A 21,336-nucleotide genomic window follows, 5' to 3' on the forward strand; every position below is an offset into this window, starting at 1 on the left:
ATGAAGGAGAAAAGGAGAAAATTGGATAATGCGGCACTGGCATTTCCGGCGGCTACAGATAAAAATGATAGCCGTGTATTTCAGATTTCTTGCGTGCTGACCGAGGAAATAGAAGAGGCTGCGCTAAGAAAAGCGGTAAATGCGGCAGTACGTCACTATCCTATGTTTCAGTGCGTGCTGAAAAGAGGAAACTTCTGGTTTTATTTTGAAAAAACAGAGATGCCTCCGGTTATACGCAAGATGGATGACACCCCGTGCCAGGCACTTTATATAAAAGAGGAAGAAACACTGCTGTATCAGATCATATATGGTAAATGTGAGATTCATCTTGAAATTTTCCATGCTTTGACAGATGGGACAGGTGCTATTGCCTTTCTCTGTGCGATAGTGCGAGAATATTTAGAAATTGTGCATCATCTACCAGGGGAGAGATACATATATCCTTCTGTAGAGCAACAGGAGGAAGATAGCTTTTCAAAATATTATTCTTCTGAAAAACAGGAAAAACAGACAAAAAAGAGTGAACATGCTGTTCAAATTACAGAGGATAAAATGCAGGATGGAAAAATGCGGGTTCACGAATATACAGTGTCATCTGAACAGCTTTTAAGCAAAGCAAGGGAGTACAGAGCTTCGATTACAGCATATCTGACGGCTGCCTTTTTACAGGCAATTGCGATGTCTTTGCATACAAAGCAGAAAAGAAGACCGATTGTGTTGATGATACCTATTAACTTGAGAAAATTTTATCCATCGGAATCAATGGCGAACTTTTTTGGATGGATGGAAATAGAGTATCGGTTCCGAGAAGGAACTTCCTTTATGAATGTGCTGCACCATGTAAAACGCCGGTTCATACAAGACTTACGGAAAGAACAGGTTGCGGCTAGAATGAATCGATATGTGAAATTAGAAAAGAATATATTACTTCGGATCATTCCACTAAAAATAAAAGATATTTTTCTGAAATGGGGAACAAAGCTTGGTAGCAAAAATGTAACAGGAGTATTCTCCAATATGGGAATAATAAAGATGCAGGAAAGTTATAAGCCATATATCAGAAGATTTGGGGCTATGGCAAGTACAGACAGGATACAAATGTGTTCCTGTTCTTATGAGGATGCGTTTTATTTTAGCATTACTTCTAAATATACAGAGGAGAAAATAGAGAATCTTTTTTTACAATTCTTACAGAAGGAAGGACTGGAAGTAAAAGAAATCAGAAATAGTAGTAAGAATGTACTATAAAAAATACATGAAAATTGTTGAATATTATATAGTTTTACCATATAATTATTTTTAATTGATAATTTTTTAACTATAACGTATAAAATTAAGGAGGGATTCCAATGTTAGACCAGACATATTATGAAAAAACGGATGAGATTATTGCGGAACATGGAGCCGAACAGGCATCTCTCATTCCTATTATTCAGGATATTCAGGCAGAATATCGTTATCTACCGCCGGAGCTTTTGGATTATGTAGCAGGAAAGCTTGGGATTAATGAAGCGAAAGCATACAGTGTCGCAACGTTTTACGAAAATTTTTCCTTCGAACCTAAAGGGAAATACATTATTAAAGTCTGTGATGGGACGGCATGTCATGTACGTAAATCTATCCCTATATTAGAACGGCTCTATAGTGAGCTGGGACTATCCAGCGAGAAAGCCACAACAGACGATATGATGTTTACCTTAGAGACAGTATCTTGCCTGGGAGCCTGCGGGCTGGCGCCGGTATTGACGGTCAATGATAAGGTATATCCGGCTATGACTCCGGACGCGGCAGCAGAGTTGATTCATGAATTGAGAGGAGCTTGAGCTTATGGAAAGGATTGAAAACAGAGAGATGCTTGAACAGGTCTGTCAGACCTCAAAAGCGCAGATAGAAAACAGCAGATGCAGAATATTGATTTGTGCCGGTACAGGATGCCTGGCAGGTGGTTCTGGTAAAATTTTTGAGAGAATGTGCGAGCTGGTGAAGGACAATCCAGATGTGGAAGTGCATTTTGGGCCAGAGATAGCGCATGGAAAGAAAGAGATACATAAAGACGGGGAAATCGGTGTGAAAAAAAGCGGTTGTCATGGCTTTTGTGAGATGGGGCCTTTGATGCGGATCGAACCGCAGGGAATTCTTTATACAAAGGTACAGTTGGAGGACTGTGACGAAATTTTTCACAGAACGATCGAAAAAGGAGAGCCCATTCGCCATCTTCTTTTTAAGCAGGACGGAATCGAATATAAACGTCAGGAAGACATTCCATTTTACAAGAAACAGACTAGAAATGTTTTGAGAAACTGTGGGCACATCGACGCAGAGCATATTCAGGAATATATTTCCACAGGTGGTTATAAGGCATTGGAGAAGGTGTTGTTTGAAATGACACCGGAGGAAGTGATAAAAGAAATCTCCGATTCCAATCTCCGTGGACGTGGGGGCGGCGGCTTCCCAACTGGATACAAATGGTCTCAGGTGGCAAGACAGAAGGAAAAGACACGTTATGTTGTCTGTAACGGGGACGAGGGAGACCCGGGAGCTTTCATGGACAGAAGTATCATGGAAGGCGATCCGCATAAGATGATAGAGGGAATGATGATTGGAGCCTATGCGGTGGGAGCAAGAGAAGGATATATTTATGTGCGCGCGGAATATCCGCTTGCCATCAACCGTTTGAAACTTGCCATCTCCCAGGCGGAGGAATGTGGTCTTTTAGGAGAGCATATCCTGGGAACGGATTTTAGCTTCCACTTACATATCAACCGCGGAGCAGGCGCATTTGTCTGTGGCGAAGGAAGTGCATTGACGGCCTCCATTGAAGGAAACAGAGGTATGCCGCGTGTAAAACCGCCGCGTACAGTAGAGCAGGGCTTGTTTGGTAAGCCAACCGTTTTGAATAATGTGGAGACCTTTGCGAATGTGCCGATGATTATATTGGAGGGTGCTGACTGGTTTAAGAGCATTGGGCCGGAGAATAGCCCGGGTACAAAGGCATTTGCCCTGACAGGAAGTGTAAAGCATACGGGACTGATTGAAGTGCCAATGGGAACGACACTGCGCGAAGTCATTTATGACATTGGCGGTGGAATCAAAGGGGATGGAGAATTCAAGGCGGTGCAGATAGGCGGCCCGTCCGGCGGCTGTCTGATTACTCCGCATTTAGATGTAAACCTGGATTTTGACTCTCTGAAAAAAATGGGTGCCATGATCGGGTCAGGAGGACTTGTTGTTATGGATAACCATACCTGTATGGTAGAGGTGGCAAGATTCTTTATGAATTTTACACAGAATGAAAGCTGTGGAAAATGCGTTCCATGCAGGGAAGGAACCAAACGCATGTTGGAGATTCTGGAGAGAATCGTGGCAGGAAATGGCAAAGTAGAGGATCTGGATCTTCTGGAAGAGCTGGCGACGACGATAACAGAGACGGCGTTGTGCGGTCTTGGAAAGAGTGCTGCGCTTCCTGTTATGAGTACGCTTAAGCTGTTCCGGGAGGAATATATGGAACATGTAGTAGACAAAAAGTGTGTTTCTCATACTTGTACGGCGCTTCGCAGGTTTATTATCAGTCCGGAACGGTGCAAAGGATGTTCTAAGTGTGCAAGGAACTGTCCGGTAGGGGCGATCAGCGGCAGAATCAAGGAACCATATGTAATCGACAATGAAAAATGCATCAAGTGCGGCGCATGTGAGAGTGCATGTGCATTTGGCGCAATACATATTGAAGGATAGGAGGACACAGGCATGAGTTATATGACAATTAATAATAGAAGAGTAGAATTTACGAATGAAAAAAACGTTCTCTCCATTATCCGTAAATCGGGGATTGACCTTCCAACTTTCTGCTATCATTCAGAGCTGTCTACATACGGCGCTTGTCGTATGTGTGTGGTAGAAGACGACAGAGGAAAGATATTTGCTTCCTGTTCTGAGACTCCAAGAGATGGAATGGTAATATATACGAACACGCCGCGTCTACAGCATCACAGAAAGATGATTATAGAACTTCTGCTGGCTTCCCACTGTCGGGACTGTACGACCTGTGCAAAAAATGGGATCTGTACGCTGCAGAAGCTGTCTAGGCAGCTTGGCATTATGGATGTGCGGTTTGAGAATAATAAAAAACAGCTTCCCAAGGATACCTCCTCCGAATGTGTGATTCGAGATCCAAATAAATGTATTCTATGCGGTGACTGTGTGAGAACCTGCGACGAGATACAGGGGCTGGGAATTTTAGATTTTGCATTCCGCGGCTCTAAGATGCAGGTGACGCCGGCATTTAATAAAAACCTTTCTGAGACGGATTGTGTAGGTTGCGGTCAATGTCGCGCGGTCTGTCCAACAGGAGCAATCAGCATCAAACAGGATGTAGAGCCGGTATGGAAAATTCTTGCGGATAAAAATATACGGGTTGTGGCGCAAATTGCGCCGGCAGTGCGTGTTGCGGTCGGAGACAAATTCGGCATTAAAAAGGGAGAAAATGCACTGGGGCGTTTGGTTGCAGCTTTGAGAAGAATCGGGTTTGATGAAGTGTACGACACGAATTTCGGCGCGGACTTAACGGTTATGGAGGAGTCAAAAGAGCTGGTAGAACGTCTGGAATCAGGAGAAAATCTTCCACTATTTACGTCCTGCTGTCCGGCATGGGTAAAATTCTGTGAGAGAAAATATCCGGAATTCAAAGAGCATATTTCCACATGCCGTTCCCCACAGGAGATGTTTGGCGCTCTGATAAAAGAAGACGCGAAGATGAAAGCAGATAAGGAACCCAGAAAGACAATGGTGGTTTCCATTATGCCTTGTACGGCAAAGAAAGCAGAAATCACCAGACCGGAGCATTTCACCGACGGGGTACAGAACGTAGATTATGTACTGACGACGACAGAAATAACAAGGATGATTCAGGCTGCCGGAATCGATCTGGCACAGGTGAAGCCAGAAGCAATGGATATGCCGTTTGGCCTTGCATCAGGAGCAGGCGCGATTTTCGGAGTAACCGGTGGTGTGACAGAGGCTGTGTTAAGGAGGCTGGTGAACAGCAACCGAGCAGAGGATCTAGAAGCCATCAGCTTTACGGGAGTCCGCGGCGCAGAAGGAATAAAAGAGGCGACAGTTAAGCTAGGGGAGAGAGACGTGCATATAGCGGTTGTAAATGGGCTTCACTGTGCGTCTGAGGTCTTGGATAAAATAAAAACAGGTGAAGTACACTATGATTTTGTAGAGGTGATGGCATGTAAGAGAGGATGTATCGCCGGAGGCGGACAGCCTGTGCCGATTGGGCCGAGAACGAAAAAAGCGCGTATGGAAGGAATGTATAAGATTGATAGTACCGCGCAGATTAAGCTGTCCAATGAAAACCCGATTGTGACGACGGTATATGAAGGAATCTTAAAAGGAAAAGAACATAAACTGCTGCATAATAAATAATAATATAAAAGCATAATCACAGAACCGTATTATTCTAAAAGAGGAATAATACGGTTTTGTTAGTTATAGAATTACTTTTTATAGGAAGAAGGCGGAATACCAAAATATTTTTTAAATACTTTAGAAAAATAAAAGAGATCGTTATATCCTACACGCTGTGCGATTTCTGTTAAAGTAAGACTGGTTTCAGTTAGAAGCTCTTTTGCTTTTGTAAGGCGTATTTGGTTTAAGTATTGACTGATGGAAAGCCCGCGTACTTTCTTAAAAATACTGCTCAAATAAGAGGGACTGATGAGTAGATTCTGTGCAATGAGTGTCAGGCTTAAGTCATTTCTGGCATAATAAGATTCAATAAAGCGTGCTGCTTCTGAAACAAGCTCTTGCTTTGTGCTTCCCCCTACGTCTACTTCATGGTTGTGTAACATGGAGATAAACAGATTACACAAACGGGGAGTCAAATAGCTAAAATCGTATCCGGCAAATAAAAGCTCTTTTAATTGCTCGGGATGTGTAAACTCCCATACAGACGCTAGATTTTGATGTGCGTCGGATCCTTTTTGCAGGAAGCTTGCGCTCAGCAAAGAGAGCCCCTGCTCCAGAAAGGCGAAGGAAGAAGGAGCATCTTCTAGGTGTGAAAAATAGAGTTCCAGGCACCTTAAGAGTTCTGTTTCATTTCCGGAAGAAAAACAGACTTCTATTTTAGGGAGCAGACTAGAAAGTACAGAGATATTTGGAGTAGGAACACTTTCGGAAGAATATACTGTATAATCTGTTTTTCTAATGTTGCTTAATACATAAGCATAGAGAGCATAGTTGTAATACGTATGCATATTTTGAATAGACAGATGGAAAGAGGGACTGATACCAATGCTGATATAAAGCTTAAAAAGCTCTTTTATTTTCGTTGCAATATTCTCTATGCGGTTAGAAAAAAATTCGGTTTTATCAGATAGGTCATCTGGAATCTTACACAGCAATACGATATGCCCATACACATCGGCGGTATGGACAGAAGTGAAATCTGGCTGTAAGAGTTCGCACAAGATATTACAGGCAGAATCGCGAAAAAGCTGTAGATGCTCTTGAGAGAGTGTACGAATATTCTGATACTGAAAATCAAAGATCAGAATACGATACCAGGTTTCAAGTGAAAGCTGATATTCTTTTAAACCATTGTATAATGACTCTATATCAGAGGTCATAATAGGATGGCTTGAAAAGAGCTTCTGAAAAAAGAGCTCTTTTCTGATAGATGCCAATAGATAATCAGCACGGTGCTTTTCTGACTTTATATGGGAAGCGAGAGCTTCTTCATCTAGTGTTTGTCTTATGCGAGAAAGTGCTTCTAGCAGTTTTTCTTCGTCGATAGGTTTTAGTAGATACTGCGTAACGCCGTATTCAATCGCTTTTTGTGCATAATCAAAGGTACCATACCCAGATAAAATAATAATTTTAGTAGAGATATTTTTTTCGCGCATTTCACGTATCAGGCTTAGTCCATCCTTCTGAGGCATAGAGATATCGACGATCGCTAAATGAACAGAGTTCTTTGTGAGAAAAGTAAATGCTTCATTCGCATTGGAAGCTTCTCCAACAATCTGAAAACCTGCATCTTCCCAATGGATACAGGTTTTTAAACGCTGTCGGATATAGTATTCGTCATCTACGATTAGTACATGATAGGTCATAAGACAGATTCTCCTTTTTCGAAATTTCCTCTCCCTGATGTTTTAGAATGAGGCGGATAGAAGTGCCTTTTCCGAGAGCAGACTCTAATTCTATCGTAACATTATCTGCACCCAGAAAGAGTAGGAGCCTTTGATACGTACTTACGATACCGAAACCGGAAGCCGGCTCTTGTCCAAAATTTTGGTGAGAGAGTGAATTTCTTAGTATACCCAGACGTTGTTCCGCTATTCCGGCACCATTGTCGGAGATAGAAATGATACAGCTATCTTTTTCGTATGTAACACAGACAGTGATGTGACCATTTTTCCCGGTGGGGATAATTCCGTGAATCAGGGCATTTTCTACGAAAGGCTGTAAAGTAAGCTTGGGGATTTTATATTGGGCGGCTTCTGGCTCCAGAGTAATGCTATAGGTATAAATTTCACAATACCGTTGCTGTAAAATATCCAGGTAACAGCGAGTGATTTCAAGCTCCTGGCTAATTGGAATGATTGGAATCCCCTTACTTAGCACCTTACTGTAAAATAAGGATACATTCTGGATTGTTTTAATTGCTTTCTGCTTTTCATCCACAGCGATCATACCACAGATGGTTTCCAATGTATTATATAAAAAATGCGGACTCATCTGAAGTTGGATATAAGAAAATTCAAACTGCCGTTTCAGAGAGCTTTCTTTTTCTATTGTATCTAGTAGCTGAAGTGTATTTTCTGCCATACTGTTTACACGGGAGGCGAGGCAGCCAATTTCATTTTCAGGACCGGTATCTGCGCGAACCGTATAATCCCCTTGAGCTATTCTCTCGACGGCATCTGTAAGATGAAGGAGAGGGCGTATAATGAAGTTCGTGATAGAGTGTAGGAGTATAAAACCAAGCAGGAGAGCTAAAAAACCTATAAAAAAGATCGTCATAACCAAAGTACGGGATTCTTTTAAAATGGCTTCTAATGGGAGAGTACTTACTAGTGTCCAGCCAAGTATCTCATTTTTATGAGTAGTATAGAGATACGTATCGGAGGCATTGAGGAAGCTCCCTTTAGAAAAAGGTGGATACATTTGCTGTAGTTCTTTTAGATCTCGATGAAGCAGAGACTTGTCTTCTGCGGAAATGATAGTTTGGTTACTATCAAGTATATAAAAATTATAATGATCCGCAATTACCGTATCATAAATAGACTGGATAGACTCTTCTGTCAGATTTAGCTCCATAATTCCAATGAGCTCGCCTCGGAACGAATATATTTTTCGTAGGAAAGAACAGACCCATTGAGGGGAAGATAAGCTTTGGGGATCATCGAAATAATGAAACCCATACCATTTGGAGCTGGCATCTTCTGCTTTAAATTCTTCAATATAATCCACGCTTTTTTGCTGTACAGAAGATATATTAGAACGTGCATCGCTAAACATATAAGAACCGTTGACATCATAAAATGCAATCGAATCTACAGAGGACTGTACAATAATAAAATCGTGAAGGAAAGAAAGAATACCGCTAGTATACAGGAATTGCTGGTAGGGATCTTCTGAATATGTATTGTCCTGCACCTGTGTAAGATACAGGGATTCAGATTCTAGTTTTGCGGTAAAGAGGTTAAGCTTTTCGTCTAAGAGGGTGAGTTCTCTGTCAGCAGAAACAACAGATTTATTCAATAAGGCATTTGAACTGATAAAGCCGACAGCGATGGAGATGCAGGTGATTAGGATAAAAATAATGACTGCATACATAACGGTCAGTTTTGTTTTAATGGAATGGAATTTCATAGTTTCCTCCAAGTAGGTTTACTTATATACTGTAAAAAATTATAACATATATAAAATAAGTGGAGAACAAAAAGAGTAAATAAAAGTACAAACGACTGAAAAATATTCCATGTATTTTCAAGGATGGGTATGATATATTGTTGCCAATACGAAAGGTGCACCATTTACAGTGATAGGAGGAAAATACAATGAAATGGAAAAGAATATGCAGTGTAGCACTGGCTACAGCTCTCACATTCTCACTTGCAGCCTGCGGCAGTTCAGGCTCATCAGACAAAGCACAGTCGAAAGCAGACGACGGAAGTGTTAAGATTACATACCTGTCTAGATATACAAATCCGGAGGACGCCAGGGCGAAATTTTTTATGGACAAACTGGAGGAATTTAAAGAACTGCATCCTGAGATTGAAATAGAGGATATTTCGGTTACAGATGCAGAAGCTTACATGTCGAAAATGAAATCTCTCATCGCAGCAGGTTCCGTTCCAGATGTGTTTGCATGCTCTTACGAGATGCCTCGATATGATTTGGCAAAAAATGAAACGATTGCAAATATAGAACCCATACTGGAAGCTTCAGACTGGACCGGGCCTACAGATAGAAAGTATTTCGTGGGATATGAATTTGAGGAAGAAGGACTCGATGGGGTATACGGAGTGCCAAATAACTTGGCAACGATTCAGATGTTTATCAATACAAAGGTCTTTGAAGATCTAGGACTGGAAATACCGCAGACATGGGAGGACTTGGAAGAGGTGTCAGATACGCTGATTGAAAACGGAATAACTCCGGTAGGACTGGCAGCAAAGAATAAGCCGAAATGTGTCCAATTTTTTACCATGTTAGGAGTAAAGATGTATGGTATGGAATTTCAGAAAAAATTCGTAGACGGGACAATAGACTGGAAAGATGAAGAGGTAAAAGCGGTACTGGATCAGTATAAAGAATGGGTGGATAAAGGGATATTCGGAGAGAATGCGATTTCGTATGCCTTTGAAAATGTAATGGCAGATTTTGAACAGGGAAAGGTAGCCACAATGTTCGAGATGAGTTATCAGTTTGCTAAGATTTCGTCCATGTCAAATAGTGCTGATATTACGTGTGTAAATGTATTCCCATTTGAGGATAAAATGGAATATAAAGGAATCTGGTTTACAGATTATTATGACGGAATGTGCATTGGTGCGAAAGAGGGAACTCCAGAATATGATGCGGCTGTGGAGCTGTTTAAGTTTATGCTTTCACAAGAGACATTCAATCAGTATGCCCAGGTGATGGGAGGAGGCGCATACCCGCTGGAAGTAGAGTTTGATGACAGCAGTGCCAGTAATGTTATGAAGGACTTTATGGAGGCTTATAAAGATTGTACGGATATCACAGCCATGTTGACGGCATATTGTGATGATACTGTGATTGCAGATGTGACGGGATCGGAACTACAGACATTGTTTGTTGGAAGGAACACTGATGAGATCGCAGATACACTGAATCAGGAATATGAAAAAGTCTTGAAGGACTAAATGGAGGCTAAAATGAAACTTCGAAAGAGGAAAAAGAACAGTGTGGAAGCGATTTTGCTCTCCATGCCGGCGTTGATTGTCTATTCCTGCGTGATTATTTATCCTATTTTAAGTATGTTTGTCACCTCGTTCTATGAATGGAACGGGGTGCCGGACTCGCCGAAAATTTTTGTGAAATTCGCGAATTACCAGAGTTTTTTTACAGATTATGCGGCGGAATACGCTATGAAAAATATAGGTATCCTTATGGCAGCAGGATTACTCTGTACGATACCGATCGCGTTTTTCCTTGCTACGGTTATCAATAAAACGTTCAGAGGAAAGAGAATATTCCGTGTGTTTTATTTTATGCCGGTGCTTGTAAACCGAGTAGCGATAGGGCTTATGTTTACATTTATCTTTTTCCCGGAGATAGGCCCGGTTCCAGTGCTTTTAGAACAATTACATATTGCGGAGAATGTAAATCTTTTAGGAAATGTAAACACAGCTATGTTTACGGTGGCATTTGTACATGTATGGTGTGACGTTGGATTTCAGATGATCATCTTATCCTCCGGTATGGCAGCTCTGCCAGGCGATGTTTTTGAGGCAGCGATGCTAGATGGCGCTACTCCGTGGCAGAAGCTAAGATATATTACCCTACCTATGATGAAAGGAACGTTAAAAATATGCGTAATCCTTGTATTAACAGGTTCTTTTAAGGTGTTTGACTTGGTTATGGCACTGACTGCAGGAGGACCAGGCAATGCAACGCAACTTCCAAGTACATTGCTTTACACAGCGGCATTTTCACAGAGTAAATTTGGTTATGCCAATGCGATAGCAGTGATGACGGTACTATTTTGTATGTGTATAACTGTTATTGTAAATTTCATATTTAAGGAAAAAGACGAGAAAAGAGCGAAGAGAAGAGGTGGAAATTCGTGAAGAAACAGAAAAAAAGATGGACGCCGGGACGTATTCTCTATGGCGCTTGCGCGCTCATCTGGTTTTTGACGGCGGCGTTTCCACTTTATTTTACCTTTATTTCCGCATTGAAAGAGGACAGTGAAATTTTTGCTAATTATTTTGTTCCCTCTTTGTCACCGAAGCTTGAAAATTTTGTGACGGCAAATGAGATGTCCGGGATTGTGAGATCCATCTTTAACTCTCTGGCAGTATCTGTCAGCGCGGTAGTGCTGATGCTCCTTTTAATCATTCCACTGGCATATGTTGTGGCGAGAAGGAAAATCAGACTTACAAATACTGTTACAGTCTACTATATGGCGGCTTTGATGGTGCCGATCCAATGTGCGATTGTGCCCATTGTACAGGGAGTAAACACAATTCACGGACAGAATAATCTTTTCGTTTTAGTTGTTATCTATGCAGCGATTAATATGCCTATGACATTTTTTATTATGACAGGAGCGATATCGGAGATAAGCAAAGAACTAGATGAATCTGCGGCAATGGATGGATGCGGGCTTTTACAGACAATTTTTAGAATCATCGTACCCATTGCAAAGCCAAGTATAGCAACGTGTTCGATTATTGCTTTTTTAGCAGTATATAATGAACTGGCACTGGCAAATGTGCTGATATCGGATAAAAAGTATCACACGATTTCTGTGGCGTTGCTAAATTTTAAAGGGGATTTCGGAACTTATTATTCCGTTATTTTTGCCGCAGTGCTGATGTGTATTATACCAACGGTGATATTCTATCTGCTGGCACAGGAAAAGGTCGAGAAGGGAATTAGTACCGGTGCTCTAAAGGGATAAAAAATAGAATCTAGAATAAAAAGGAGGATAATTTATTATGCCGAAAACAAATGCGGTTAATCCGTGGGAAAACGCAAAAACAGTGAATGGACTTGTCGCTGATGAAGTGATATCCATGCTTCAAAAAGCGATCAGGAGAGGATTGGAAGAGGATGCGGTAGATGCTGCATATGAGCTGTATCTAACGAGTAGTGAATTAGAACATGTTATGTGGAGACGCCTGATTATGATTGCAATGGAAGACATTGGATTTGGAGATATCCGTTCGGCTGCGATTGTATATGCGTATTATCAGGCAAAGGATCTTTATGACAGGGACAATGGAGACAGGCAGCTTCCGTTTATACAGATGATCCGTTATCTATGCCGGTGCCCGAAGGAGAGATCCAGCAGTTATTATCAAAATCTTGAGGCAATGAAATTCGACAGAGGATATAAGATCGATATTCCGGATTATGCTTTAGACAAGCATACAAAACGGGGAAAAGAAATGGGCAGGGATACAATGTTCTTCTACACAGATGGCGACCGGGTACATCCAGAATATGAAGATGAAGAAAACTTACATACAAAAGCACTGAAAAAAAGAGCGATGGAAGAAACAGAACAGAATGGAAATTAGTGGAGGAACGGCAATATGAAAGCGATTATGGTCATGTTTGATTCTTTGAACAGAGGAATGTTGCCGCCATATGGATACCAAGATATACAGGCACCAAATTTTGAGAGGCTGGCTCGCAGGACAGTGGTATTCGATAACTGCTATGCAGGAAGTATGCCCTGTATGCCAGCGCGAAGAGAACTTCATACAGGCAGGTATAACTTTCTGCACAGGAGCTGGGGCCCTCTGGAACCATATGATGACTCTATGCCGCGGATACTAAAAGAGAATGGAATTTATACACATATTACTACAGACCATTGGCATTATTGGGAAGAAGGCGGCTGTAATTATCTGAACCAGTATAATTCTTATGAATTTGTACGGGGACAGGAAGGAGATCCGTTCAAAGGACTGATACAGTTTGAAGAACCTGCTCACCTGGATGGACGTAAGGATTTCTGCGGCAGACAGGAATTTATCAATCGACACTATATGCAGGAAGAAGAACAACAGTCTATCACACAAAACTTCTCAAATGGTCTGCAATTTATCCGGGAAAACTATGAGGCAGATAACTGGTATTTACAGTTGGAAAATTATGATCCGCATGAGCCATTTTTTACACCTGAAAAATATAAAGAGCCATATCGTGATGGGTATGAAGGAATTATGTTTGACTGGCCAGGTTACCACGAAGTGGTAGAAACGCCAGAGCAGGTCGCGCATTGTATCAATGAGTATAAAGCACTTGTTACTATGTGCGATACATATCTGGGGAAAGTTCTGGATATGATGGACGAATACGATATGTGGAAAGATACCATGTTGATCGTCAATACTGATCATGGATTTATGCTGGGACAGCATAATTGGTGGGGAAAAATGATGATGCCATATTTTAATGAGCTAGTCAATATCCCGCTATTTATCTGGGATCCGCGGGCAAAGGAAGCAGGGGTACGGCGACAGGCATTGGTGCAGACAATAGATCTGGCACCTACGCTGCTAGAGTTTTTTGGACAGGATATACCGAAAGATATGCAGGGAAAGCCATTGGATAAAACTATAAAAACAGATATGCCAATTCGCGAATATGCGCTGTTTGGACAGCATGGTGTACATGTGAATATCACAGATGGAAGATATGTATATATCCGTTGTCCACTTCCTGAACGTGAGCAGGAATTATATAATTATATAATAGAGCCAACTAGTTATCCTGGTGCAATTACGACGGAAGAAATAAAAACTGCCAAGCTTCACAAGGGATTTTCATTTACGAAAGGGTGCCCACTGCTTAAAATTAAGGGGGGATATGGAATCCGCACGTTGAATTTCCCACCAAAAGTTTTAATGGAATTTGGAACATTGCTTTATGATCTGCAAGAAGATCCAGATCAGGAAAATCCAATTCAAGACGCACAGATAGAAGAAAGGATGATATGTGCTATGGTAAAACTTATGAAGGAAAATGATGCACCTGAAGAACAATATAAAAGATTAGGACTGGAGGCATATGTAGTTTAGGCTTGTAGAATAGAATATTTGGATAGATAGGCGGATTCATAAAAAACGGACTCTTTGGAGTTCGTTTTTTTATTTACAGAGAAACAGAAGATTGTTTTTCAGCACAAAAAAGCAGGGGGACTATTCGGTACCGGTAACGTTGTGGAAAGCCCTCTTTCTCACTTATAATAAAGCTATATTTGGTAAATATGTACATAAAATACCTATTAAAATCCGAAAATCAGTGCAAATTACACTGAAACGGGCTGCGAGAAGGAGGGAATTTATGGATACTTTTTTACAGGCAATTACGAACGGCCTGATGGTTGGGGGCATATATGCCCTGATAGGAATGAGCCTGACAATCATTTTCGGAGTTATGAAAATCATCAACTTCTGTCAGGGAGAATTATTGATGGTCGGAATGTATGTATCATTTGTTCTATACGACCAGTTCGGACTAGATCCATTCCTGGCCATTCCATTAGTGGCAATCATCATGTTTGCGATTGGAGCATTATTGCAATCGACAATTATCAACAGAGCAATGAAAAATACAGAGAGTGATGATACGAATGTCTTATTCCTGACAGTAGGGCTTGGAATTCTGTTTACAAATCTGTGCCTAATGTTCTTTAAATCAGATTATCGTACAGCAGTCAGTGCGGTTTCACAGAAAAATGTGGAATTGGGCAATATTACGATAAGTATGCCGAAATTAATCAGCTTTCTGATTTTGATAATTATGTCAGTTCTTCTATTTTTATTTTTAAAGCATACTACTCTCGGAAAACAGATACGCGCGACTTCACAGAATAAAACAGGTGCACAGGTGTCTGGAATTAAGACAAAGATGGTATATGCGTCTACCTACGGGCTGGGGGCGGCGCTTGCAGGTATCACAGGAGCCTGCCTGATGTCCTATTATTATGTGTTCCCGACAGTAGGAGCAGTATACGGAACACGCTCTTTCATTGTAGTAACACTAGGAGGATTAGGAAGCATACCTGGTGCATTTATCGGGGGCTTGGTATTGGGACTTTTAGAGACAATCGGTTCGGTTGTAGTCGGGGCATCATTTAAAGATACAGTCGTGTTCCTTGTGTTCATTCTGATTCTGGTTACTAAACAGTTAGTGAAGTCAAAAAGGGGGTAAAGGCACATGAAAAGAAAATTTGGTTCACGACAGATATTATTACTACTACTAATTGTGATTGTAGCGCTTCTCCCTCTTTATGTACAGTCGACCTATACGATTACAATCTGCATTATGACTTTTTATATGGCAAGCGCATCACTGGCATGGAGTGTACTGGGAGGGCTGACCGGACAGATTTCCCTGGGGCATGCAGCTTTCATGGGGCTGGGAGCTTATATAAGTACGTTGCTTTTAGTGAATTTCAATGTTTCACCCTGGATTAGTATTCTGATCGTATTTGTAGTTGTAGGCGCAATTACAGCATTGCTTTTATCTCCTTGTTTCGGACTGAGAGGGCCTTATTTTACTCTTGTTACTATCGCATTTGGAGAGACATTCAGAAATCTGTTTACGAACTGGGAATATGCAGGGAAAGGAAAAGGAATTCTTCTCCCATACGGAGAGGACGACTTTGGGCTGATGCGGTTTTCAGACAAACAGTCTTACTTTTATCTTGGGCTTGGCATGGTTGTATTGATTTATATCATCGTAAAAATGATTGACAAGTCTAAACTCGGTTATGGATTAAAAACCGTACGAGAAGATGAAGACACAGCGAACGCGATTGGTATCAATCCATGGAAATACAAAGTAATCGCGACCTTTATCAGTTGCGGTCTTATGGCGGTATGCGGCGTGTTTTACGCAAATTATTACAGATTCATCGATCCGGAAATTATGATCCAGACACAGTCTGTAGAGTATCTGATGCCGGCAGTAATCGGAGGAATCGGCAGTGTGACAGGGCCACTTCTCGGGGCAGTTATTATTACACCTCTTTCGCAGTTTTTGAATGCGACTTTAAGCAGCATTGCGGCAGGCTCAAACCTGGTAATCTATGCAGTGATACTGATTGTCGTAATTTTGTTCCAGCCGCGTGGAATTATGGGATGGTTTAACGGGAGTAAATTAAAAGCCAAAATTGATAGAGTGTTTGATTCCATTGATGGAAAATTATTTAGCAGGAAATAAACTACGGAGGAGGTACAGGGATGGGAAATATATTAGAGATTAAAAATCTTTCTAAGAATTTCAAAGGACTCAAAGCAGTCAGCAACGTCAGCTTTTCCGTAGAAGAAGGAAAAATTACGGGATTGATTGGCTCTAATGGCGCGGGTAAGACAACGCTTTTCAATATGGTAAGCGGAGTATTCCCGCCTACGGAAGGAAATGTGATTTATAAAGGAACAGATATTACGGGAATGAAACCATATAAATATTCTGGACTTGGAATCGCGCGTACTTTCCAGATAATGAAACCATTGGCACATATGACGGTGTTAGATAATGTGGCATCTGGAGCACTGTATGGAAAGAAGAAAATTGGAAGTCTGAAGCATGCAAAAGAATATGCAGAAGAGATATTAGAGTTTACAGGATTGTACGAAAAGAAAGACTGGCTTCCAGGAAATATGGGAACTGCGTATAAAAAGAGGTTGGAGGTTGCAAGAGCGCTTGCGACCAATCCAGATTTGTTACTGCTGGATGAGGTTATGGCAGGGCTGAATCCGACAGAGACAGATGAAGCAATTGAGCTGTTTAGGAAGATTAATAGTAATGGAACTACGATCTTACTGATTGAACATGTTATGAGGGCGGTCGCAAATCTTTGTGAAAAAGTAGTTGTCATGCATCATGGGGAGATGATTACAGAAGGAACTCCACAGGAGGTTATGAATGATCCGTATGTAATCGAAATTTATCTTGGAAAGGAGGAGGAAAGTGATGGCTGACAAATACTTTGAGGTAAATAACCTAAATGTAAAGTATGGAGACATACAAGTACTGTGGGATATTAATTTCTATGCCAAAAAAGGGGAAATCATTGCGATTGTAGGCAGTAACGGCGCCGGAAAAAGTACGACAGTAAAAACCTGTGCAGGGCTGGTAAGGGCGGAGAGTGGCTCTATTAAAATGGAAGGCAGAGAAATTGCCAAAGGGACTTGCAGACAATTTATCGATCAAGGTGTAATACTGATCCCAGAGGGCAGGCAGCTTTTCGCAGGGATGACCGTATATGAAAATCTGGAAATGGGAGCGAGCAGCCCGGAGGCTAAAAAGAAGAAAAAAGACACAATGGAGCAGATTTTCACATGGTTTCCGAAATTAAAGGAAAGAAAGAACCAGCTTGCCGGAACGCTAAGCGGCGGGGAGCAACAGATGGTTGCTTTTTCAAGAGGTATGATGGGACTTCCGCGGCTTCTGATGATGGATGAGCCTTCGCTTGGACTTGCACCGAATATCGTAGACAATATCTTCAGTATTGCGAAGGGAATTGCCAAGGAGTCAGGGCTTACTATTATTTTGGTAGAGCAGGACGTCCGTAAAGCGCTGAAAATTGCAAACAGAGGGTATGTAGTTGAAAACGGGCAGATTACACTGGAAGGAACAGCAGAGCAATTGATGAATGATCCGGAAGTAAAGAAAGCATATCTTGGAGTATAGGCTCTGCCGGATAAGCTGAAAAGCAGTCGACTGGTTATGAGCAAGCTACATGCGGGTCGTAGTATCCGCTTGACTAAGAAAGGAGAAAAGGGATGAAAAAGAGAATATTAGCAGTAGTGTGCGCATGTGCATTAACAGTATCTATGCTTATGGGATGTGGAGGAAAAGAAGAATCCGGCGGTTCCGGAGGGGACAGTGGAGACACGATTAAAATCGGTACACTGTATCCTCTGACAGGAGATGTGGCATCCATCGGACAGAATATTATGCGAGGTGTAGAATTTGCGGTAGATGAAATCAATGAAAAAGGCGGAATTGACGGAAAGCAGATTGAAATTGTACAGGGCGACTCTGCGGGCGATACAAAGACAGGAATGGCAGAAGCAGAACGTTTGATTACACAGGAGAACGTAGTGGCAATTCTCGGTGCATACCAGAGTAGTGTAACAGAGGTTGTGGCACAGGTGACAGAGCGCTATCAGGTTCCTCTTTTGACGGCGATCTCCACAGCAGATTCTCTGACAGAGAGTGGATATCAGTATTTCTTCAGACTGGCTCCGACAAATAGTATGTTCCTGCGTGACATGATTCAGTCTGTTGTAGATTTTTCAGGCCAGAATCCAGAAGTAAAGGCAGGCAGTATTGCGGTATGTGCAGACAACACATTATTGGGACAGGAGACGGCAGAATGGGCAAAATATTTTGCAGAAGAACAAGGAATTGAATATTTGGGAGAGGTGCTCTATACGAAAGGGGCAGCAGATCTTTCTTCAGAAGTCGTGCAGTTAAAGGATTTGAATCCAGATGTACTGGTTGTAGATAATTATATATCTGATGGGATCTTGTTGACAAAAACAATGGCGGAGCAAGGTTATAAACCAAGCATTATGATCGGAAAGGCAACGGCGTATATCGATCCGTCTTATATACCGGCAGTTGGAAATGCGTGCAACGGAATCGTCACAGCGGCAGAGTTTAACCCGGGAACAAAGGGCAAAGAGATTTCAGATGCTTTTGAAAAAGAGTATGAGGTGGCAATGAACGGACATTCCGCAGAGGCTTATACAGCAGTATGGGTATTAAAAACAGCGATAGAGGAAGCTGGAAAGGCAGATCGCGAAGCAATCAAAGATGCATTGACAAATGTAAAGATTGAAGGCTCTTTCCCGGGTGGAGAAGAGATTATTCTTCCTTACGATACAATCGAATTCAGCAATATGGACATGAACGGACAGGAACACACAAATACAAACGGCGGGGCAACACTTACCATTCTGCAGATTCAGGATGGAGAGTACAAGACCGTGTGGCCACTAGAGATAGCAGATGCAGAGCTTCAGTATCCTGCATCTTATGAATAAATAAAGGACGAGAAGAATATGCAGTAAGTTTGGAGGCGAAAGCGGCATGAAATTATTAGAAGGAAAAGTGGCAGTAGTAACAGGCTCTGCACGGGGAATTGGATTTGGCATTGCAAAAGTGCTTTCAGAGAAAGGCGCACGCATTGTCATTACAGATGTAATGGAAGAAGCTGCGAAGGAAGCGGCAGAAAAACTAAAAGAAGCAGGTGGAGACGCGATTTACGTTGTCAGTGATGTGTCCAAAAAAGAGGACGCGGATAAAATATTTGAGAAGACTATCGAGGCATATGGACAATTAGATATTTTAGTAAATAATGCAGGAATCAATCGGGATATGATGGCACACAAGATGACAGAAGAAGCGTGGGATGCTGTAATCGGCGTCAACCTGACAGGCGTATACCACTGTATTCGATCTGTGCTGCCTTATATGAGAGAACGTGAATACGGACGAATTATCAATATTTCTTCTGCTGGATGGCAGGGAAATATCGGACAGGCAAACTATTCAGCGGCAAAGGCAGGAGTGATCGGGTTGACAAAAACAATCGCCAAAGAAAATGCGAAGAAAGGAATCACCTGCAATGCAATCTGCCCCGGATTTATTGAGACGACAATGACAACCAGTATTCCAGAGAAAGAATGGAATATTATGGTATCTAAGATTCCGATGGGATATGTAGGAAAACCGGAAGATGTCGGCAAAGCAATCGCATTTCTGGCGTCAGATGAGGCGGCATATATTACCGCTGAGGTTATGAATGTAGGCGGCGGTATGGTTCTGTAAGCAGAGAAAGAAACAGTGGATATAAGGAAAAACGACAGAAGGGAGAATAAAAAATGCGTGAAGAGATTGTACTTGTATCAGGTGCCAGGACGGCGGTTGGAAGCTTTGGCGGCTCATTAAAACAGTTCGAGACAAGTGATTTAGGAGCTATGGCAGTGAAGGAAGCTGTTTTAAGAGCAGGTTTGAAGCCGGAGGACATCGACGAAGTGGTGATGGGCTGTGTAGGACAGTTCGCAGAGAATGCATTTATGGCAAGGCTGTGTTCATTAAAGGCGGGGATTCCTGTAGAAGCAGGTGCATTGACTGTAAACAGGTTGTGTTCATCGGGATTGCAGGCCATTGTGACGGCAGCGATGGAAATCGACAATGGATTTGCAGAAATTGCGGCAGCAGGCGGCGCAGAGAGTATGAGCAATCTTCCTTATTATGTGAGGAAAGCGAGATTTGGCTATCGTATGGGGCATGGAGAATTGGAGGACGGGTTGATTACAGCGTTGTCCGATCCAATGACAAGAGATCATATGGGAATTACAGCGGAGAATATCGCGGCAAAATTTAATATTACAAGGGAAGACCAGGATACATACGCCTATGGCAGTCAAATGAAAGCCGCGGCAGCAAAAAGAGAAGGCAGATTTAAAGAAGAGATTATTCCGGTGGAAGTAAAGGTAAGTAAAAAGGAGACGAAGATTTTCGCAGAAGACGAATTTATACGGGAGGACAGTACACTTGAAAAGCTAGCAAAGCTACGTCCGGCATTTAAAAAGGATGGTACGGTCACTGCGGGAAATGCATCTGGAATCAATGATTGTGGAGCTGCTGTTATCGTGATGAAGGCAGCGGAGGCAGCAAAAAGAGGAATCAAACCGATTGTAAGAATCGTGGATACCGCAGTAGCAGGGGTAGATCCGGCATATATGGGGCTTGGCCCTATTCCGGCAGTAAAAAAACTCTGGGAAAAAACAGGAATCAAGGATGAGCAGATTGGATTGTATGAATTGAATGAAGCGTTTGCTGCGCAAGCTCTTGCCTGCATCAGAGAACTGAAGCTGAATCCGGATAAAGTAAATGTAAATGGAAGCGGCATCTCCATCGGACATCCGATTGGCGCGACCGGCTGTATGATTACAATTAAACTGATGAATGAGATGGTACGGCGCCATGAGAAATACGGAGTGGCAACACTTTGTATCGGCGGCGGACAGGGGCTGGCAGTATTGTTCGAACTGATGGAATAGAAGACAGTGAAGTACAGGAGCAGTTTATAGATGG

18 protein-coding genes are annotated in these 21,336 nt (G+C 42.0%); 16 read left to right on the forward strand and 2 right to left on the reverse strand.

Annotated features, from left to right (window positions below; genetic code table 11):
- From ACZ5C4_RS00980 to ACZ5C4_RS00995, 4 genes are all read left to right on the forward strand, one after another.
- The gene (locus tag ACZ5C4_RS00980) at positions 1-1,248 is read left to right on the forward strand and encodes a phthiocerol/phthiodiolone dimycocerosyl transferase family protein (RefSeq protein WP_464519405.1); all 1,248 of its coding nucleotides are present in this window, start codon (positions 1-3) and stop codon (positions 1,246-1,248) included.
- Positions 1,249-1,349: 101 nt separating this feature from the next.
- The gene (locus ACZ5C4_RS00985) at positions 1,350-1,823 is read left to right on the forward strand and encodes a complex I 24 kDa subunit family protein (RefSeq protein ID WP_464519406.1); all 474 of its coding nucleotides are present in this window, start codon (positions 1,350-1,352) and stop codon (positions 1,821-1,823) included.
- Positions 1,824-1,827: 4 nt separating this feature from the next.
- Positions 1,828-3,732, forward strand: a complete 1,905-nt coding sequence (gene nuoF, locus ACZ5C4_RS00990) for an NADH-quinone oxidoreductase subunit NuoF (protein WP_464519407.1) — start codon at positions 1,828-1,830, stop codon at positions 3,730-3,732.
- 12 nt (positions 3,733-3,744) lie between these two features.
- The gene (locus ACZ5C4_RS00995; RefSeq protein WP_464519408.1) at positions 3,745-5,427 is read left to right on the forward strand and encodes a [FeFe] hydrogenase, group A; all 1,683 of its coding nucleotides are present in this window, start codon (positions 3,745-3,747) and stop codon (positions 5,425-5,427) included.
- A gap of 71 nt (positions 5,428-5,498) precedes the next feature.
- Here ACZ5C4_RS00995 and ACZ5C4_RS01000 read toward each other — a convergent pair whose 3' ends face one another.
- The gene (locus ACZ5C4_RS01000) at positions 5,499-7,115 is read right to left on the reverse strand and encodes a response regulator (RefSeq protein ID WP_464519409.1); all 1,617 of its coding nucleotides are present in this window, start codon (positions 7,113-7,115) and stop codon (positions 5,499-5,501) included.
- Complete coding sequence (locus tag ACZ5C4_RS01005) at positions 7,087-8,880, reverse strand: cache domain-containing sensor histidine kinase (RefSeq protein ID WP_464519410.1); 1,794 nt, start codon at positions 8,878-8,880, stop codon at positions 7,087-7,089. Before ACZ5C4_RS01005 ends, ACZ5C4_RS01000 begins: the two co-directional genes overlap by 29 nt.
- Positions 8,881-9,068: 188 nt before the next feature.
- On the opposite strand from ACZ5C4_RS01005, the gene ACZ5C4_RS01010 reads away from it, so the two are divergent.
- The 12 genes from ACZ5C4_RS01010 to ACZ5C4_RS01065 all read left to right on the forward strand — a co-directional run bounded on the left by ACZ5C4_RS01010 (position 9,069) and on the right by ACZ5C4_RS01065 (position 21,302).
- On the forward strand, positions 9,069-10,400 hold the full coding sequence (locus ACZ5C4_RS01010) for an ABC transporter substrate-binding protein (protein ID WP_464519412.1): 1,332 nt from the start codon (positions 9,069-9,071) through the stop codon (positions 10,398-10,400).
- Positions 10,401-10,412: 12 nt separating this feature from the next.
- Positions 10,413-11,327 (forward strand): carbohydrate ABC transporter permease, encoded by a 915-nt coding sequence (locus tag ACZ5C4_RS01015; protein WP_464519413.1) that lies wholly within the window; start codon positions 10,413-10,415, stop codon positions 11,325-11,327.
- Positions 11,324-12,163 (forward strand): carbohydrate ABC transporter permease, encoded by an 840-nt coding sequence (locus ACZ5C4_RS01020; protein WP_464519414.1) that lies wholly within the window; start codon positions 11,324-11,326, stop codon positions 12,161-12,163. Before ACZ5C4_RS01015 ends, ACZ5C4_RS01020 begins: the two co-directional genes overlap by 4 nt.
- A 37-nt stretch (positions 12,164-12,200) precedes the next feature.
- Positions 12,201-12,785, forward strand: a complete 585-nt coding sequence (locus ACZ5C4_RS01025; RefSeq protein WP_186875952.1) for an AAA family ATPase — start codon at positions 12,201-12,203, stop codon at positions 12,783-12,785.
- A gap of 15 nt (positions 12,786-12,800) precedes the next feature.
- On the forward strand, positions 12,801-14,294 hold the full coding sequence (locus tag ACZ5C4_RS01030) for a sulfatase (protein WP_464519415.1): 1,494 nt from the start codon (positions 12,801-12,803) through the stop codon (positions 14,292-14,294).
- Between the two features lie 265 nt (positions 14,295-14,559).
- A complete protein-coding gene (locus ACZ5C4_RS01035) occupies positions 14,560-15,429 on the forward strand; it encodes a branched-chain amino acid ABC transporter permease (protein ID WP_464519416.1) in 870 nt (289 codons plus the stop codon).
- Between the two features lie 6 nt (positions 15,430-15,435).
- Positions 15,436-16,443, forward strand: a complete 1,008-nt coding sequence (locus ACZ5C4_RS01040) for a branched-chain amino acid ABC transporter permease (RefSeq protein WP_464519417.1) — start codon at positions 15,436-15,438, stop codon at positions 16,441-16,443.
- Positions 16,444-16,463: 20 nt separating this feature from the next.
- Positions 16,464-17,204, forward strand: a complete 741-nt coding sequence (locus ACZ5C4_RS01045; protein WP_464519418.1) for an ABC transporter ATP-binding protein — start codon at positions 16,464-16,466, stop codon at positions 17,202-17,204.
- The gene (locus ACZ5C4_RS01050) at positions 17,197-17,916 is read left to right on the forward strand and encodes an ABC transporter ATP-binding protein (RefSeq protein WP_186875957.1); all 720 of its coding nucleotides are present in this window, start codon (positions 17,197-17,199) and stop codon (positions 17,914-17,916) included. The genes ACZ5C4_RS01045 and ACZ5C4_RS01050 overlap by 8 nt, the downstream gene beginning before the upstream one ends.
- Positions 17,917-18,008: 92 nt before the next feature.
- Positions 18,009-19,277, forward strand: a complete 1,269-nt coding sequence (locus ACZ5C4_RS01055; RefSeq protein WP_464519419.1) for an ABC transporter substrate-binding protein — start codon at positions 18,009-18,011, stop codon at positions 19,275-19,277.
- 46 nt (positions 19,278-19,323) lie between these two features.
- Positions 19,324-20,064: a 3-oxoacyl-ACP reductase FabG gene (gene fabG / locus ACZ5C4_RS01060; RefSeq protein WP_464519420.1), complete on the forward strand. Its 741-nt coding sequence runs from the start codon at positions 19,324-19,326 to the stop codon at positions 20,062-20,064.
- Between the two features lie 53 nt (positions 20,065-20,117).
- A complete protein-coding gene (locus tag ACZ5C4_RS01065) occupies positions 20,118-21,302 on the forward strand; it encodes a thiolase family protein (RefSeq protein ID WP_464519421.1) in 1,185 nt (394 codons plus the stop codon).
- The last annotated feature ends 34 nt before the right edge of the window (positions 21,303-21,336 follow it).

The sequence above is a fragment of the Mediterraneibacter flintii genome (assembly GCF_055387595.1).

Coding starts and splice junctions, on each gene's coding strand:
- ACZ5C4_RS01000 (WP_464519409.1), bottom strand. CDS start 7,115: ATGACCTATCATGTACTAATCGTAGATGACGAATACTATATCCGACAG.
- ACZ5C4_RS00980 (WP_464519405.1), top strand. CDS start 1: ATGAAGGAGAAAAGGAGAAAATTGGATAATGCGGCACTGGCATTTCCG.
- ACZ5C4_RS00985 (WP_464519406.1), top strand. CDS start 1,350: ATGTTAGACCAGACATATTATGAAAAAACGGATGAGATTATTGCGGAA.
- ACZ5C4_RS01010 (WP_464519412.1), top strand. CDS start 9,069: ATGAAATGGAAAAGAATATGCAGTGTAGCACTGGCTACAGCTCTCACA.
- ACZ5C4_RS01025 (WP_186875952.1), top strand. CDS start 12,201: ATGCCGAAAACAAATGCGGTTAATCCGTGGGAAAACGCAAAAACAGTG.
- ACZ5C4_RS01050 (WP_186875957.1), top strand. CDS start 17,197: ATGGCTGACAAATACTTTGAGGTAAATAACCTAAATGTAAAGTATGGA.
- fabG (WP_464519420.1), top strand. CDS start 19,324: ATGAAATTATTAGAAGGAAAAGTGGCAGTAGTAACAGGCTCTGCACGG.
- ACZ5C4_RS01055 (WP_464519419.1), top strand. CDS start 18,009: ATGAAAAAGAGAATATTAGCAGTAGTGTGCGCATGTGCATTAACAGTA.
- ACZ5C4_RS01035 (WP_464519416.1), top strand. CDS start 14,560: ATGGATACTTTTTTACAGGCAATTACGAACGGCCTGATGGTTGGGGGC.
- ACZ5C4_RS01005 (WP_464519410.1), bottom strand. CDS start 8,880: ATGAAATTCCATTCCATTAAAACAAAACTGACCGTTATGTATGCAGTC.
- nuoF (WP_464519407.1), top strand. CDS start 1,828: ATGGAAAGGATTGAAAACAGAGAGATGCTTGAACAGGTCTGTCAGACC.
- ACZ5C4_RS00995 (WP_464519408.1), top strand. CDS start 3,745: ATGAGTTATATGACAATTAATAATAGAAGAGTAGAATTTACGAATGAA.
- ACZ5C4_RS01030 (WP_464519415.1), top strand. CDS start 12,801: ATGAAAGCGATTATGGTCATGTTTGATTCTTTGAACAGAGGAATGTTG.
- ACZ5C4_RS01065 (WP_464519421.1), top strand. CDS start 20,118: ATGCGTGAAGAGATTGTACTTGTATCAGGTGCCAGGACGGCGGTTGGA.
- ACZ5C4_RS01040 (WP_464519417.1), top strand. CDS start 15,436: ATGAAAAGAAAATTTGGTTCACGACAGATATTATTACTACTACTAATT.
- ACZ5C4_RS01015 (WP_464519413.1), top strand. CDS start 10,413: ATGAAACTTCGAAAGAGGAAAAAGAACAGTGTGGAAGCGATTTTGCTC.
- ACZ5C4_RS01045 (WP_464519418.1), top strand. CDS start 16,464: ATGGGAAATATATTAGAGATTAAAAATCTTTCTAAGAATTTCAAAGGA.